Source organism: Pectobacterium polonicum (assembly GCF_005497185.1).
GTDB lineage: Bacteria > Pseudomonadota > Gammaproteobacteria > Enterobacterales > Enterobacteriaceae > Pectobacterium > Pectobacterium polonicum.
Window position 1 is genome coordinate 333,509 of the sequence record NZ_RJTN01000001.1, and the last position, 15,460, is coordinate 348,968.

15 protein-coding genes are annotated in these 15,460 nt (G+C 53.4%); 8 read left to right on the plus strand and 7 right to left on the minus strand.

The features are described 5' to 3' along the window. Positions 1–9: 9 nt before the first annotated feature. Positions 10–648 carry a phosphoribosylglycinamide formyltransferase gene (purN, locus tag EDI29_RS01420; RefSeq protein ID WP_137739422.1) on the minus strand — a complete coding sequence of 213 codons (639 nt, stop codon included), beginning with the start codon at positions 646–648 and terminating at the stop codon, positions 10–12. Then, the gene (gene purM, locus EDI29_RS01425) at positions 648–1,685 is read right to left on the minus strand and encodes a phosphoribosylformylglycinamidine cyclo-ligase (RefSeq protein ID WP_137739423.1); all 1,038 of its coding nucleotides are present in this window, start codon (positions 1,683–1,685) and stop codon (positions 648–650) included. Before purM ends, purN begins: the two co-directional genes overlap by 1 nt. Before the next feature lie 353 nt (positions 1,686–2,038). Here purM and upp point away from each other — a divergent pair, with 353 nt between their 5' ends. The 3 genes from upp to hda all read left to right on the plus strand — a co-directional run bounded on the left by upp (position 2,039) and on the right by hda (position 5,117). Further along, on the plus strand, positions 2,039–2,665 hold the full coding sequence (gene upp, locus EDI29_RS01430; RefSeq protein ID WP_005976210.1) for a uracil phosphoribosyltransferase: 627 nt from the start codon (positions 2,039–2,041) through the stop codon (positions 2,663–2,665). Between the two features lie 355 nt (positions 2,666–3,020). Continuing rightward, on the plus strand, positions 3,021–4,310 hold the full coding sequence (gene uraA, locus EDI29_RS01435) for a uracil permease (RefSeq protein WP_137739424.1): 1,290 nt from the start codon (positions 3,021–3,023) through the stop codon (positions 4,308–4,310). A gap of 99 nt (positions 4,311–4,409) precedes the next feature. After that, a complete protein-coding gene (gene hda, locus EDI29_RS01440; RefSeq protein ID WP_005976214.1) occupies positions 4,410–5,117 on the plus strand; it encodes a DnaA inactivator Hda in 708 nt (235 codons plus the stop codon). Positions 5,118–5,151: 34 nt separating this feature from the next. Here hda and arsC read toward each other — a convergent pair whose 3' ends face one another. The 4 genes from arsC to EDI29_RS01460 form a co-directional block, all read right to left on the minus strand. Beyond that, on the minus strand, positions 5,152–5,523 hold the full coding sequence (gene arsC, locus EDI29_RS01445; protein ID WP_137739425.1) for an arsenate reductase (glutaredoxin): 372 nt from the start codon (positions 5,521–5,523) through the stop codon (positions 5,152–5,154). Between the two features lie 14 nt (positions 5,524–5,537). Then, positions 5,538–7,001, minus strand: coding sequence for a beta-barrel assembly-enhancing protease (bepA, locus tag EDI29_RS01450; RefSeq protein WP_137739426.1), 1,464 nt, complete (start codon positions 6,999–7,001; stop codon positions 5,538–5,540). 169 nt (positions 7,002–7,170) lie between these two features. After that, a complete protein-coding gene (bcp, locus tag EDI29_RS01455; RefSeq protein WP_039356343.1) occupies positions 7,171–7,638 on the minus strand; it encodes a thioredoxin-dependent thiol peroxidase in 468 nt (155 codons plus the stop codon). Positions 7,639–7,691: 53 nt separating this feature from the next. After that, positions 7,692–8,243, minus strand: coding sequence for a glycine cleavage system transcriptional repressor (locus EDI29_RS01460; RefSeq protein ID WP_193555632.1), 552 nt, complete (start codon positions 8,241–8,243; stop codon positions 7,692–7,694). Between the two features lie 358 nt (positions 8,244–8,601). Here EDI29_RS01460 and dapA point away from each other — a divergent pair, with 358 nt between their 5' ends. The 5 genes from dapA (at position 8,602) to EDI29_RS01485 (ending at position 14,156) form a co-directional block, all read left to right on the plus strand. Next, a complete protein-coding gene (gene dapA / locus EDI29_RS01465; protein ID WP_107168343.1) occupies positions 8,602–9,480 on the plus strand; it encodes a 4-hydroxy-tetrahydrodipicolinate synthase in 879 nt (292 codons plus the stop codon). A 16-nt stretch (positions 9,481–9,496) separates the two neighbouring features. Beyond that, a complete protein-coding gene (gene bamC / locus EDI29_RS01470) occupies positions 9,497–10,534 on the plus strand; it encodes an outer membrane protein assembly factor BamC (RefSeq protein WP_137739427.1) in 1,038 nt (345 codons plus the stop codon). Positions 10,535–10,676: 142 nt separating this feature from the next. Further along, on the plus strand, positions 10,677–11,390 hold the full coding sequence (gene purC, locus EDI29_RS01475) for a phosphoribosylaminoimidazolesuccinocarboxamide synthase (RefSeq protein ID WP_137739428.1): 714 nt from the start codon (positions 10,677–10,679) through the stop codon (positions 11,388–11,390). A 196-nt stretch (positions 11,391–11,586) separates the two neighbouring features. Continuing rightward, positions 11,587–12,039 carry a DUF441 domain-containing protein gene (locus tag EDI29_RS01480; protein WP_137739429.1) on the plus strand — a complete coding sequence of 151 codons (453 nt, stop codon included), beginning with the start codon at positions 11,587–11,589 and terminating at the stop codon, positions 12,037–12,039. Positions 12,040–12,056: 17 nt separating this feature from the next. After that, a complete protein-coding gene (locus tag EDI29_RS01485) occupies positions 12,057–14,156 on the plus strand; it encodes a tRNA(Met) cytidine acetyltransferase TmcA (protein WP_137739430.1) in 2,100 nt (699 codons plus the stop codon). A gap of 32 nt (positions 14,157–14,188) precedes the next feature. On the opposite strand, the gene trxA is transcribed toward EDI29_RS01485, so the two are convergent. After that, on the minus strand, positions 14,189–15,454 hold the full coding sequence (trxA, locus tag EDI29_RS01490; protein ID WP_137739431.1) for a thioredoxin: 1,266 nt from the start codon (positions 15,452–15,454) through the stop codon (positions 14,189–14,191). Positions 15,455–15,460 lie beyond the last annotated feature (6 nt).

Below are 15,460 nucleotides of genomic sequence, written 5' to 3' on the forward strand. Positions count from 1 at the left end.
CTGACAGAATTACTCGGCGGCATAACCCTGTGGAGGAATACGCACGCTGTCTAACCAGGCTTCATTTTCGCGCATCACCAGTCGGCCGTTCAGGAACCAGTTAATGACCATCGGATAAATGGTGTGCTCGTGCGTCTTCACGCGCTCACTCAGGCTTTCTTCCGTGTCGTCACTAAAGACTGGTACTTTCGCTTGTAGAATTAGCGGGCCGCCATCCAGTTCATCGGTGACAAAATGCACGGACGTGCCGTGTTCCCGATCGCCATTTTCCAGCGCCTTGCGGTGTGTATGCAGGCCAGGATATTTGGGCAGCAGAGAAGGATGAATGTTCAGCATTTTGCCAGCAAATTGCGCAACAAACTCCGGGCTGAGAATACGCATATAGCCAGCTAGAACCACCAGCGCCGGTTCATACTGTTCAATTTCGTTTGCCAGTGCAGCATCAAATGCAGCACGGTCGGCAAAATCTTCAGGGTTCAAGGCGCACGTAGGAATATCCGCATTCTGTGCGCGTTCTAGCCCGTAAGCCTCCGCATTATTACTGAATACGGCGACGATCTTTCCTTTAAGGCGCCCGTTCTTACAGGCGTCAATCAACGCCTGTAAGTTGCTTCCATGACCTGAAATCAGCACAACGATGTTTTTCATCAGTTAATAACCACTGCGTCTCCGGCATCGGTTTGAGTAATGACGCCGATTTTCCATGCGTTTTCGCCGCTGCTGTTGAGTAATGCAACGGCCTCGTCTGCCTGTTCGGCTGGCAGTGCGATGATCATACCAACACCGCAGTTGAAAGTACGATACATTTCATGGCGGCTGACATTACCGGCCTGTTGCAGCCAGTTAAAGACAGCAGGCCATTGCCAACTGGATTCGTCGATAGTCGCCTGCATGCCTTCTGGCAGCACACGTGGGATATTTTCCCAGAAGCCGCCGCCAGTCAGGTGAGAAATCGCGTGGACATCCACTTTCTCAATCAGGGACAGGATAGATTTCACGTAGATTTTGGTCGGTGCCAACAGGTGATCGGCCAGCGGTTTGCCTTCCAACTCGAACTGCTCTGGATCGGTTTTGCTGACTTCGAGCACTTTACGCACCAGCGAATAGCCGTTGGAGTGCGGCCCGCTGGACGCGAGAGCAACCAGAACATCGCCGTGCTGAACTTTGCTGCCGTCAATAATTTCTGATTTTTCTACCACACCGACGCAAAAACCAGCAACATCGTAGTCTTCACCGTGGTACATGCCCGGCATTTCGGCGGTTTCGCCACCGACCAGCGCGCAGCCTGATTGCTTACAGCCTTCCGCGATACCAGTAATCACGCTGGCAGCGGTATCGACATCCAATTTTCCCGTGGCGTAATAGTCGAGGAAGAACAGCGGTTCAGCACCCTGAACCACCAGATCGTTCACGCACATCGCAACCAGATCGATACCAATCGTATCGTGGCGCTTCAGATCCATCGCCAGGCGCAGTTTGGTGCCGACTCCGTCAGTGCCGGAAACCAGAATCGGTTCGCGGTATTTTTGCGGTAAGGCGCACAAGGCACCGAAACCACCCAATCCACCCATAACTTCCGGGCGACGGGTCTGTTTCACTACACCTTTGATACGGTCGACCAATGCATTGCCTGCATCGATATCCACGCCTGCGTCTTTATAGCTGAGAGAGGTTTTGTCGGTCACTGCTGAGTCCCCACGAAGGTTACGGATTATATTCAGAAAACACGGTATTCAGAAAACACGGTATTTAGCAAATATATTGTGGTAAAAATAATGCGCGCTAATTCTAACAGTGTAGGCAATCGTTTGCGAGTGATGAGTCATCGGCTGGCTATTTTTCGTTAATGGCGACAATTTCTCTTCTCGGTTGATCTGGATCAGGCTTAATCATATGGCGCTAAGTAAAAAAGGCGGTATAATCCCGCGATTTTTTTTACGACGGGCTCTCGTGCCCGCCGCCCTGCGGGCCGCCGCAAGCGGTGTTTAAAAACGCGTTTGGCGTTTTTGTCCGTCCACTAGCCGATGGGGAGATAATGATGAAGATCGTCGAGGTGAAACACCCACTCGTCAAACATAAACTGGGTTTGATGCGTGAGAACGATATTAGCACTAAGCGTTTTCGCGAGCTGGCTTCCGAGGTAGGAAGTTTACTGACTTACGAAGCGACGGCCGATCTGGCAACCGAAAAAGTCACCATTGATGGCTGGTGCGGTCCGGTTGAAGTCGATCAGATCAAGGGCAAGAAAATTACCGTCGTACCAATTCTGCGCGCAGGATTGGGGATGATGGAAGGCGTGCTGGAAAATGTCCCTAGTGCGCGTATCAGCGTTGTCGGCATCTACCGTAATGAAGAGACGCTGGAGCCTGTTCCCTATTTCCAGAAGCTGGTTTCCAATATCGAAGAGCGCATGGCGCTGGTTGTTGACCCTATGCTGGCGACCGGTGGCTCGATGATCGCGACGATCGATCTGCTGAAAAAAGCAGGCTGCCACAGTATTAAGGTGCTGGTGTTGGTCGCGGCGCCAGAAGGGATTGCCGCACTAGAGAAAGCTCACCCGGATATCGAGCTTTATACTGCATCCATTGATAAAGGTCTCAACGAGCAGGGTTACATCATGCCGGGCCTGGGCGATGCGGGCGATAAAATATTTGGTACGAAATAACAGGTAAGCCGACGTGATAGTCGGCTTTTTTTTGGCGCAAACCTAAGTATTTCCTATGGCGCGCCACAGCCTGTGTTACGTCACACGTGGTTCTTTTATTACATCAGCAGTCAACATCATCCTGCTTCACTACGGTGGGGCGGGAGGAGTCTGGCTGTAATACTCCAAATAATTCGAGTTTCAGGAAGGCGGCAAGGGAAAGAATCCCGATGAGCTTACTCAGGTAAGTGATTCGGGTGAGTGACCGCAGCCAATGCACATGCAACTTGAAGTATGACGAGTACATAAGAAGTGTGGGTCTACCTGCACACATAAATAGCAACACTAGATAACAACACTACAGAGGATATTGAAGATGACTCGTCGCGCCATCGGGGTGAGTGAACGACCCCCCTTGTTACAAACCATCCCATTGAGTTTCCAGCATCTGTTCGCGATGTTTGGCGCTACCGTTCTGGTCCCCATCCTGTTCAAGATCAACCCAGCGACCGTACTGTTATTCAACGGCGTGGGTACGCTGCTTTATTTATTCATTTGTAAGGGAAAAATCCCGGCATATTTGGGGTCGAGCTTTGCGTTCATTTCCCCCGTTTTATTGCTGTTGCCGCTGGGGTATGAAGTTGCACTGGGTGGTTTCATTATGTGCGGCGTGTTGTTTTGTCTGGTGGCGCTGATTGTTAAGAAAGCGGGTACTGGCTGGCTGAATGTACTGTTTCCGCCCGCGGCGATGGGGGCGATTGTCGCCGTTATCGGTCTTGAACTGGCGGGGGTCGCGGCAGGGATGGCTGGATTGTTGCCTGCCGATGGCACATCCGTTGATTCTACTGCGGTAACGATTTCTTTGGCGACGCTGGCGATCACCATTCTGGGATCGGTGCTGTTTCGCGGTTTTCTGGCGATCATCCCGATTCTGATCGGGGTATTGGCTGGCTATGCGCTGTCGTTCGCGCTGGGCGTGGTGGATTTAACCCCGATTCGTGAAGCGCACTGGTTTGCAATGCCGACATTCTATACGCCGCGCTTTGAGTGGTTTGCCATTCTGACGATCCTGCCTGCTGCGCTGGTAGTGATTGCAGAACACGTTGGCCACCTGGTTGTGACGGCGAATATCGTGAAGAAAGATCTGATGCGTGAGCCGGGACTGCACCGTTCTATGTTCGCCAACGGCATTTCTACCGTGCTGTCTGGCTTCTTTGGTTCTACGCCGAATACGACCTACGGCGAAAACATCGGCGTACTGGCGATTACCAAAGTGTACAGCACCTGGGTGATCGGCGGTGCAGCGATCCTCGCGATCCTGCTTTCCTGCGTGGGTAAACTGGCCGCGGCGATTCAGGCTGTACCGGTTCCCGTCATGGGCGGTGTGTCGCTGTTGCTGTACGGCGTGATCGGTGCATCCGGTATTCGCGTGCTGATTGAATCCAAAGTGGATTACAACAAAGCGCAAAACTTGATCCTGACTTCCGTGATTTTGATCATCGGCGTCAGCGGCGCGAAAGTGCATCTGGGCTCGACCGAGCTGAAGGGCATGGCGCTGGCGACGGTTGTCGGTATTGGGATGAGTCTGGTGTTTAAGGTCATCAGCCTGTTCCGCAAAGAGGAAGAAATCCTCGATGCGCCGGAAGAGAACGACGCGCGTTCATAACGGCGTTATTCACCCTGTTGAGGTCGTGCATATCGCGTCCTCAACAGGGACAGGTTTTTGTGGTAAACTCGATCCGTTTTCCTGCCCGTTCTGCTTGAGGTGATTCTGAACACGCCGGCACAGCTTTCATTGCCACTCTACTTACCCGATGACGAAACCTTTGCTAGTTTCTATCCGGGTGAAAACGCGTCTCTTCTTGCCGCCGTCAATAATGCTTTGTATCAAGAGCATGGTAGCTATATCTATTTCTGGTCACGCGAAGGGGGCGGACGCAGCCATCTGCTGCATGCTGCCTGCGCCGAACTGTCGCGTCAGGAACGCGCGGTGGGATACGTGCCGTTAGATAAACGCGCCTACTTTGTGCCGGACGTGCTGGAAGGCATGGAACAGCTGGCGCTGGTCTGTATCGACAATATCGAATCTATCGCGGGCGATGAAGAATGGGAAATGGCGGTATTTAATCTGTATAACCGTATTCAGGAAACGGGGCGCGCCCGGCTGTTGATTACCGGCGATCGTCCGCCGCGTCAGCTAAATTTACGTCTGCCCGATCTGGCTTCTCGTCTCGACTGGGGGCAAATCTACAAGCTACAACCGTTATCGGATGACGAGAAGGGGGAGGCATTGCAACTGCGTGCCAGGCTGCGCGGGTTCGAATTGCCGGAAGACGTGAGTCGTTTTCTGCTTAAGCGTTTGGATCGAGAAATGCGCACGTTATTTATGACGCTCGATCAGCTTGACCACGCTTCCATCACTGCACAGCGCAAGCTGACCATTCCCTTTGTGAAAGAGATCCTCGGGCTGTAGCTGGGATCGCTAGCTGAAGATCGACCTCTGACGATTACAGAATTTCCAGTACCTGTTCTGGTGGGCGACCAATACGTGCCTGATCTTGTGCCACGACGATAGGGCGCTCGATGAGCTTTGGATTATCGATCATCGCCTGAATCAGCTGCGCTTCTGTTAGTGCGGCATCGGACAATCCTAACTGCTGATAAACCTCTTCTTTGGTTCTCATCAATTCGCGTGCGCTGCTAAAACCCAACTGCTTGATAAGCTGAGACAGCGTCGCGGCATCGGGCGGCGTGTCGAGATAGAGCACGACGTCGGGCGTAATATTGTGTTCTTGCAATAGCGCCAGCGTTTCGCGGCTCTTGGAACAGCGCGGGTTGTGGTAAATCGTCACAGATTTTTGGTTTGAAGGCTGTGTCATCGTTATGCTCCTTATCAGGATTTCTGGTACTGGCGGAAACGCTGCTGTAACTGGCGGAATTGATCAATACGGGCATCGTAGCGCGCTTGTTCCAGACTCCCCAATTTGACCAATGAACTCGCGTTGCTCAGTAGTCGAATAGATTGATCGAGCTGGCCGTTAAGCGCCAGACTCTCTGCACGTGCGGCCAGCTCTTCTGCACGCTGTCCTTGGGCTGCTGCGGCCTGCGCCAACAGCTCCCAGCCGTTCGAATCGTCAGGATGTGCATAGGTGTAGCGATACAGTATTTTGCTCGCAGCAGCAGGCTGTTTCCCTTCCACATAGGCATTCGCCAGATTGAGTTGCAGAACCGGATTGGCCTGTATTCCGGGTACGTTTTGTAAACGGGCGATAGCCTGCGTCGCGCGGCTTTGTCCCAGATCGATATCGGTCATCATATCCAGAAACCACGGGTTTTCAGGCGCGCTGCTTAGCAGGGGTTGTAGCACATTACGCGCGTCATCGTACTTCTTGGCCTGATACAGCTGAATGGCACGGCCATACTTCGCGGCCAACTGTTCCCGCACGTTACCTTTTTCCCATTGCACCAGCAGATCGTCGTTTAATGGGCGATCCGGTGAACCATACATGCCAAAGGTACGTATTTTGGCGAACAAGAAATCCTGAGAAGACTGCACCGGCGTTGAGCGCATCTGGTTGGCGCGGTTACGGGCGTCTGACAGGCGGCTTTCCGGCAAGGGGTGAGTCAGCAACATTTCCGGCGGTCTGGACGCATAGCGTGATTGGTCAGCCAACTTTTGCAGGAAATTCGGCATAGCTTGCGGATCGAAGCCTGCGCGCTGCAACACCTGAATACCGATGCGGTCCGCTTCTTGTTCATTTGCCTGCGTGAACGTAATCATGCCCTGCTGCGCACCTGCCAGCGTGCCGCTGAGCGCTGCCATTCCCAACTGTGGATTAGCCATTGCCAGCAAGATGGAACCGAGTGCGCCGACCCAGGTAAGCGGGGCGCTACGCTGCTGAGACTCCATGCTGCGTGCCAAATGGCGTTGGGTTACGTGAGAGATTTCATGTGCCAGCACGGAGGCCAGTTCGCTTTCACTATCGGCATAGCGAAACAGCGCGGAATGCAGAACTACGTTGCCGCCGAAGAAGGCGAAGGCGTTGATGTCGTCATTACGGATCAGATAAAAATGGAACGGCGTGCGCACGGAGTCGGCCTGTTTGACCAATCTGTTACCGAGCTGGTTAATGTAATTAGACAGCAGGGGATCGTTGATAAGCGGCGCACCGGCCCGCAGTTGACGGACATAAAAATCACCCATCGCCAGCTCCTGATTGATACTGAGCGTACCACCCGCGGTAGTGCCGATATCCGGCAGCCGATCCTGCGTGTCAGCCTGAACAGGGAGCAGGTTGCCAGCCAGTAATGTCCCAAACAGGACGGACATGAGCGTTTTTCTTAACCGAATAGACATAACGGAAGATAACCTTATCAACAGCTAACGTGAAAGCATTCTGCCGACTATCTTAGCCAGCGATGGCAGACAAAGAAATGCCCGAACGGGAAAAACGTGGTGAAGAGGGATAAAGGCAAGAAAAACCGGCACGTATGACGGTGCCGGTGGACGATTTGAAAACCGCGAATCAGGCGCTTTTCAGATAATCAAGAACGATGTCGTGGTGGTTGCTGGTTTTGAAGTCGTCAAACACCTTCTCTACCTTGCCGTTTTCATCGATCAGGAAACTGATGCGATGAATACCGTCATAGGTTTTCCCCATGAAGGTTTTTTCTCCCCAAACGCCAAACCCTTCTGAAACCTGATGATCTTCATCAGAAAGTAGGGTGAAATTTAAGACTTCTTTCTCGACGAAGCGGGACAGTTTTTCTGATTTGTCCGTGCTAATGCCGAGAACTTCAACGCCATGTTTTTTCAAATCGTCCATGTTATCGCGCAGGCCGCAAGCCTGAACGGTGCATCCTGGCGTCATCGCTTTAGGGTAGAAATACACCAACACTTTCTGTCCCTGGAAGTCGGTTAAATTTACTTGTTCGCCATCTTGGTCGGGCAAGCTAAATTTCGGTGCAATATCACCGGCTTTCAGTGTGTTCATCACGACTCTCCGTCTTGTGTCTCTTCATGCTGTGGATATACCCATAATTTATACTATTGGGCATAGTTAACGACGCTAATACTGCCTTGTGCGTTCAATTCTGTACATAGCTGATGAAAGGCTGGCTCAATAATTAAGCTATCAAGCGTTGCAGAGCTGTGTGCGGCAATCTGAATATACAACTGAGGGGGTTTTCCACCCTCTGCGGGCTGGGTTTTTGACACCAGCTCAGCAATGTTTAACTGGTGAGAATCGAACAAATCAGTGAAACGCTCAATAATGTGAGGCGAATCGGCGACGTCAACCTTCACCCAAACGGTAGAAGGCGTCGGCTGGCTGGCCTGTGACTCTGTCCGCTTCATCACAATGAGTAAATCCATCTCTGCGCCTTTCAGCGGCAGGGTCGATTCAATCAGCGTTATCGCGTTCCAACTGCCGGACAGCAGCATAATAAACGTGAACTCTTTGCCCAGCATAGCAAGACGGCTATCTTCGATATTGCAGCCACAGCTACTGACGTGGCGGGTAATCGCATTGACGATACCGGGGCGATCGACTCCCAGCGCGGTAATAACCAGATAGTGTTCTTGTGAGCTTGGCAACATCATGCTTCCTGTCTTTTTTCCCATGAATACATGGTAAACATAAAAAATTGCCTGGAGCAATTTTTAACGCCGCTTGCGGCGGCCCGAAGGGCGGCGGGCAGGGATAGCCCGCCGTAAAAAGCCTGGAGCAATTTTTAACGCCGCTTGCGGTGGGCAGTGATAGCCCGTAATAAAAAGCCTGGAGCCATTTTTAGCTCGATTTACGCGGTCTATTTTCCCAAAACGTCAGAAGCATTTTTAATTTCGTTTACTGCGTCATAAAAAAACCTGCGTCATGCACCTACAACGCCCTTGTCCGCTTGCTTTTCCATAGAGGTCAAAAGTACCATGAAGCACTTGTTTGTGGAGGGGATGGCCAATGTTTACGGGAAGTATTGTTGCGCTGGTTACGCCGATGGACGCCAAAGGCGCTGTCGATCGGGCGAGCTTGAAGAAACTGATTGATTATCATGTCGCTAGCGGTACATCGGCGATTGTCTCTGTCGGCACGACGGGCGAATCCGCTACGCTGAGCCATGACGAACATGGCGATGTCGTGTTGTTGACGCTGGAGCTGAGCGACGGGCGTATTCCCGTTATCGCTGGAACTGGTGCGAATGCTACCGCCGAAGGCGTTTCACTGACTAAACGCTTTCATGGCACGGGCGTTGTTGGCTGCCTGACGGTGACACCGTACTATAATAAACCGACGCAGGAGGGGCTATTCCAGCACTTCAAAGCGATCGCTGAACATACCGATTTACCACAAATCCTGTATAACGTACCTTCTCGTACCGGTTGCGATATGCTGCCGGAAACGGTTGCCCGTTTGTCTGAAGTGAAAAATATTGTCGCAATTAAAGAAGCAACGGGGAACTTAAGTCGGGTAAGCCAGATCCAAGAGCTGGTTAGTGAAGACTTCATTTTGCTAAGCGGCGATGACGCCAGCGGGTTAGACTTTATGCAACTCGGCGGTAAAGGTGTGATTTCCGTAACGGCGAACATTGCTGCGCGTGAAATGGCGGAACTTTGCAAGCTGGCGGCGCAGGGCAATTTTGTCGAAGCGCGCCGTTTAAATCAGCGCCTGATGCCACTGCATCAGAAGTTATTTGTTGAACCCAATCCTATTCCGGTGAAGTGGGCCTGTAAGGAATTGGGACTCATAGCGACCGATACGCTGCGCCTGCCGATGACACCGCTGACCGATTCCGGCCGCACGGTGATGGGGCAAGCACTTAAGCAAGCGGGTTTGCTGTAATCGTTAGGGAGATTTAATGAGTTATTCATTACAAAAGTCGATGGTGGCAAAAGTCGTTGGCGTATCACTCGTGATGTTGCTTGCGGCTTGTTCCAGCGATCAGCGCTATAAGCGTCAGGTCAGTGGCGATGAATCCTATTTGAAAGCGCCTGAGCATCACGCGCTGAATACGCCTGCCGGGATGATTTTACCCGTGCAGAACGGGGATTATGACATCCCACCGGTTACCCTGAATGGTGCGGTCGGCAAGGCACTGGATATTCGTCCTCCCGTGCAGCCATTGGCTTTGTTGAATGGTTCCCGTACCCAGGTTTCGGGGGATACGGCCACGCTGTTTTTAGAAAACAGCGCGCAAAACAGCCAGCTCTGGTCTCAGGTTATCCGCGTGTTGCAAGACAAGGCGTTCACCATTGCTAGCCGTCAGGATGCCAGCCAAACGCTGACGACTGACTGGATCTCATGGCCGCGTGAAGATGAAGACGTACCGTATCAGGGGCGTTATCAGGTTTCCGTGCAGCAGCAGGGCTATCAGGTTGTTTTGATCGTAAAATTGCTGGGATTGCAGTTGAACGGTCAGCCAGTCACCGCGGGCGATCAGACTCAGCGTTACACTGGGCTGATGCTGAATGCGCTTAGTAATGGTCTGGATTCTCAGGCAACGGCACGCGAAAACGCGCTGGCAAACCGCACTATTGGTTCGCTGGATGTACAGAGTGGAGCGGATGATACGGGTCTGCCACTGCTGATTGTGCGCGGTCCGTACACGGTGGTGTGGGATCGTCTGCCTGCTGCGCTGGACAAGATCGGCATGAAGGTGAACGATCGTAGCCGTCCGCAAGGCTCTGTCTCCGTCACGTATCGTGCACCAAGCGGTGGAACCTGGGATGACCTAGGCGCGAAAAATCCTGAACTGCCTAACGGCGATTACAAATTGCAGGTTGGCGATTTAGATAACCGCAGCAGTCTGCAATTTATCGATTCCAAAGGGCATACGCTAACCCAGTCTCAGAACGATGCGCTGGTGGCCGTATTCCAGGCGGCGTTCGGTAAATAACGCATAAACCAAGGGTCGGATTATCCGGCCCTTCTTCATTCAACCTCTCTACCCGAATTGGCGGGCGTTGTTGGCAACCGTTCGGGGAAGCGTTAAATATACGGGTCGTATTTTTGGCCCTCACTGTGTGGAGTAATTAAAGATGCAAAAGCTAGCTGAGCTGTATCGTGGAAAGGCGAAAACCGTCTACACCACCGAAGATCCCGATCTACTGGTGCTGGAGTTCCGCAATGATACATCAGCAGGAGACGGTGCGCGCATTGAGCAGTTTGACCGTAAAGGAATGGTAAATAACAAATTCAACCATTTCATCATGAGCAAGCTGGAAGAAGCGGGAATCCCAACGCAAATGGTGAGCCTGCTGTCTGACAATGAAGTGCTGGTGAAAAAGCTGGAGATGGTGCCGGTCGAGTGTGTCGTGCGTAACCGTGCGGCAGGGTCGCTGGTAAAACGTCTGGGCGTTGAAGAGGGCATTGAGCTGAATCCGCCATTGTTCGATCTGTTCCTGAAAAATGATGCGATGCATGACCCAATGGTGAACGAATCTTACTGCAAGACGTTCGGCTGGGTGAATGAAGAGAATCTGGCTCGCATGAAAGAGCTGAGCTACAAGGCGAACGACGTGCTGAGCAAACTGTTTGGCGACGCCGGGCTGATTCTGGTCGATTTCAAGCTGGAATTTGGTTTGTTCAAGGGCGAAGTCGTGCTGGGTGATGAGTTCTCACCAGACGGTAGCCGCCTGTGGGATAAAGAAACGCTGAACAAAATGGATAAAGACCGTTTCCGTCAAAGCCTCGGTGGTTTGATTGAAGCGTATGAAGAAGTTGCGCACCGTATCGGCGTAAAATTAGACTAACTGCGCAATCGTTTACGTTCGGGGTGCCAGTCTGCGATAGGCTGGCACTTCGAACGTTTTAATGGTGAACCTTTCCAGTTGCTGTTTCTATCCCCCGCCGTCTGCATGATTTGCTGACCTGCCCCTGACTCTGATTAATGTTATCATCGCGGTTTGCTTAACGCGCAACCTGACTACTCTCGATAGACTCGCAGCCATGGCTTACTTCGATCCAACATTGTTAATTCTGCTCGTTCTGGCGGGGCTGGGCATTATCAGCCACAACATGACCGTCACGCTGGCAATTCTGATTCTGCTGGCAATACGTATCACCCCTTTAAATAACTATTTCCCGTGGGTGGAAAAATATGGACTGAGTATCGGTATTGTAGTGCTGACGATTGGCGTGATGGCACCGATTGCCAGCGGAAAAATTACCGCCAGTGAAGTGATGCATTCCTTCCTGCACTGGAAATCTCTGCTGGCGATCCTCATTGGCGTTGTTGTGTCTTGGCTTGGCGGACGCGGCGTGTCGCTGATGAGCAGCCAACCCTCCGTTGTGGCGGGATTGCTGGTGGGAACGGTGATGGGCGTGGCGCTGTTTCGCGGTGTTCCCGTCGGACCGCTGATCGCCGCAGGGTTACTTTCTCTGCTGATCGGCAAGACCTGATTCATCCGGCGCGTGTGATGATGCTGCGTGATTTTCTCCACAGCCAATACCGGCAGCAACGCTATGGCGTCCGGCGATTGCTGGTACTGAGCGGTGAACCGAGCTGGTGTGAAGAACAGGCGCTGTTGCTCAGTTGTCAGTCAATTGGCGACTGGCTGTGGATTAGCGAAGATGCGCCGGATTCCGTCCCTTCACTCTCTGCCAGTCGAGTGCGGACACTGCTGGGACGGGAGTTTCTTCACGCGGTGTTTGATGCACGTAGCGGTGTGGATGTTGAAGCACTGGCTATGCTGTCAGGCACGCTACAGGCCGGTAGCTGGCTGATTATGCTGGTGCCGTCGTGGCAGTCATGGCCGACCTTACCGGATGAAGACAGCCTGCGCTGGAGCGAACAGCAACAGCCGATTGCCACCCCGCACTTTATTCAGCATTTCCAGCGCCAGCTGTTGGCTGATGAGGACGTCGTTCTCTGGCAACAGGGGCTGGAATTAACGGTTCGGCCTTTGGCCGAGCGGGTCTACTGGCAGTCTGTAAACGGTGAACCGACCGTACGACAGCAGCATATTCTGCATGAACTGAGCGCCGCCGAGTCTGGCATATTTGTGATTACCGCGCCGCGTGGTCGGGGGAAATCGACGCTGGCGGGTATGCTAACGCAGCGTAGTCGCGGAACCTGCTGGCTCACTGCGCCTTCTCGCGTTGCGACGGATATCCTGCATCAGCACGCGCGTGCTGATGCGCAGTTTTGGGCACCGGATGCGCTATTGGCACACTGTCGCCTTCATGGTGTATCCGATATCGATTGGCTGCTGATTGATGAGGCGGCTGCGATTCCATCGTCTCTCCTCGCGGCGCTGTTACCCTATTTTCCCCGTATTTTGATGACCACGACTGTGCAGGGATATGAAGGCACCGGACGGGGCTTTTTGCTCAAATTCTGTGCTTCGCTGCCGCAGTGGCGGGCGTTTACGCTGGACGATCCGCTGCGCTGGGCGGTTAACGATCCGCTGGAGCGCGTGTTGGATCAGGCGCTGCTGTTCAACGAGCCTACCTCGTTTCATTCTCCGCTACATCCCGTTGCTGGCTCGCTGGCTTTGCCCTCGCTGGATATTCGAACTGAACGTGCCGCCGACTGGCTGACACATCCCGAACGCCTGGCTGGGTGCTACGCGCTATTGTGCAGCGCACATTACCGTACCTCGCCGTTGGATTTGCGCCGTCTGATGGATGCGCCAGGTATGCACATCGCCAGCGCACAGGTAGCGGGCGAGATGTGTGGCGTACTGTGGCTGGTGGAGGAAGGCGGGCTGTCTGCCTCACTGGCTCATGAGGTGTGGGCGGGGCGGCGACGCCCGCGCGGTAATCTGGTCGCCCAATCGCTGGCGGCACATGCTGGACTGTGGAATGCACCGACGCTGCGTGCGCGTCGCATAAGCCGGATTGCGGTGGCATCGTCATCTCGCCGACAGGGAATAGGGCGAGCGTTAATCGCAGAGCAGACACGCGAAGCACAACAACAGGCGCTGGATTACCTGTCAGTCAGTTTCGGCTATCAGCCAGCGCTGTGGGCGTTCTGGCAATCGTGTGGGTTTCAACTGGTGCGCATTGGTAGCCATCTTGAGGCCAGCAGTGGCTGTTACAGCGCGATGGCGATACTGCCGCTGAGTGAATCGGGCCATAAGCTGGCGGAGCAGGGGAGCCAGCAATTAGCGCGTGACTGGTATTGGCTACAACGCCTTATTCCGCTGAACCTCGCGCTGCCGCAGACAGAAAATACGGCGTCGGATGCCGAGAGTACTGAACTGAATGACGATGACTGGCGTGAACTGGCGGGATTTGCCTTTGCGTATCGGCCGATGGAAGCCAGCTTCGCCGCTATTTGTCGCTTGCTGATTCACACTACATTGCCGCTGCCTGCGCTACGCCTGCTGGTGGATAAACCGGATGAAGGCGAACAGATAGTCGCTATGTTGGGGCTAACGGGCAGGAAAGCGCTCTTGAAGCGCTGGCGAGAAGAAACTGCCACTGCGCTAATCGATCTTGATGCGCAACGCTGTGAGCGTTGGCGACAATGGGGGCTTTCTGTCCATTCGACGGGCGATGCATCTCATCCCTGAGACGCATTGTTATCGAAACGCAGACTGTGGCGTCAGTCCAACTGCGATTTGAAGGCGGGGGCGCGACGAAGTAATTCCCAGAGTATTTCCTGTAAGGGGGTTTTCTGATTTTCGATCAGCTCGGGATAACGCTGATGAAATGCCTCTTCTTTGGCGGAAAACACCGGATTTTCCTGAAGCCATTGCTCACGTAATTGGGTGATTTGCTCACGCGTTAGCTGCTTATTGGGCGTGGCATCTTCCTGTTTCTCAAACCAGAGTTCGCGTTTGGCGGGTGTTGCTCGTTCTTCGGCACTCCAGCCCTCTTGAATTTGCAGTATCTGCGACAGCGTAAAGCCAAGCTGCACAGAGATACCTCGCCAGCTCTCCGCATCAGAGGGCGCTGGGGGAGGAGAAAGGTGAGACAATAGCGATGCCAGGCTTTTCTCCATCCCCTGCTCGCTGGTGGTGGCTTCTGCCAGGTTAGCGGTCTGCTGGTGCAGTTCGGCCCATTCGCTTTCGGTCACGCTTTCACCAGCCAACAGCGGTGCAACGCGCTGCAACCACTGCTGGCGTAGGTCATTTAGTGTGCCGTCTGCTAGCCACTCGCTCCACGGATTTCCGTTGTTACTTAACCAGTGATGCAGCCATTGTAGTGCGATGCCCTCTACCGCTTTTCCAGGGGCAATTGCATCAAAGAATGCATCAACCTGCGCTGGCGTCGTGCAGGGCAGTTTTTCCAGTAGCAGGCCAAGCGCGGCAGGAAACCCGGTTAAACGTTCAAAGATGCGAATATCCGCGCTGTGCGCCAGCACGGCGGAGATGGTGCCTTTATTATCTTGCCAGTAAGGGGCGTAGGCTTGCTGGATGTCGCTATTGATAGCGTGTTGGTGCAGACGCTGGTGTAAAAAATCGCGCAGCGACGGATCGCCATAAAACGTCCCCCACGCTACGTTGGCATCTGCCAGGGGTTGTGTGGTTTTTTGTATCGCAACCTGGTGTGATTCCAGCCAGCCGCGTAGCTGAGCCAGCGTTTTTACGCCGATCTGTCGTGAAACTTCCTGTCCATTTTTGAACAGTAGTAGGGTGGGAATACCGCGCACGCCAAAGCGTCGCATGAACGCGGGGTATTGCTCCACATCCAGCTTGGCCACGGTCAAATTGTCTGGCGTGCTATCGGCGAGGGTGTCCAGCAGGGGTGCCAGCGCTTTACAGGGCTGGCACCAGGGAGCCCAGAGGTCAAGCAAAACGGGCTTGTCGTGAGTCGCGAGTAGCGTATCCAGCGATGTATCGCTGACGGTAACAATGGCGTTGGACATAGTGTC

Excerpts from the sequence above, each read along its gene's own strand:
- purN (WP_137739422.1), bottom strand. The coding sequence starts at position 648 with ATGAAAAACATCGTTGTGCTGATTTCAGGTCATGGAAGCAACTTACAG.
- upp (WP_005976210.1), top strand. The coding sequence starts at position 2,039 with ATGAAGATCGTCGAGGTGAAACACCCACTCGTCAAACATAAACTGGGT.
- bepA (WP_137739426.1), bottom strand. The coding sequence starts at position 7,001 with ATGTCTATTCGGTTAAGAAAAACGCTCATGTCCGTCCTGTTTGGGACA.
- arsC (WP_137739425.1), bottom strand. The coding sequence starts at position 5,523 with ATGACACAGCCTTCAAACCAAAAATCTGTGACGATTTACCACAACCCG.
- dapA (WP_107168343.1), top strand. The coding sequence starts at position 8,602 with ATGTTTACGGGAAGTATTGTTGCGCTGGTTACGCCGATGGACGCCAAA.
- bcp (WP_039356343.1), bottom strand. The coding sequence starts at position 7,638 with ATGAACACACTGAAAGCCGGTGATATTGCACCGAAATTTAGCTTGCCC.
- EDI29_RS01460 (WP_193555632.1), bottom strand. The coding sequence starts at position 8,243 with ATGTTGCCAAGCTCACAAGAACACTATCTGGTTATTACCGCGCTGGGA.
- trxA (WP_137739431.1), bottom strand. The coding sequence starts at position 15,454 with ATGTCCAACGCCATTGTTACCGTCAGCGATACATCGCTGGATACGCTA.
- EDI29_RS01485 (WP_137739430.1), top strand. The coding sequence starts at position 12,057 with ATGATGCTGCGTGATTTTCTCCACAGCCAATACCGGCAGCAACGCTAT.
- EDI29_RS01480 (WP_137739429.1), top strand. The coding sequence starts at position 11,587 with ATGGCTTACTTCGATCCAACATTGTTAATTCTGCTCGTTCTGGCGGGG.
- uraA (WP_137739424.1), top strand. The coding sequence starts at position 3,021 with ATGACTCGTCGCGCCATCGGGGTGAGTGAACGACCCCCCTTGTTACAA.
- bamC (WP_137739427.1), top strand. The coding sequence starts at position 9,497 with ATGAGTTATTCATTACAAAAGTCGATGGTGGCAAAAGTCGTTGGCGTA.
- purC (WP_137739428.1), top strand. The coding sequence starts at position 10,677 with ATGCAAAAGCTAGCTGAGCTGTATCGTGGAAAGGCGAAAACCGTCTAC.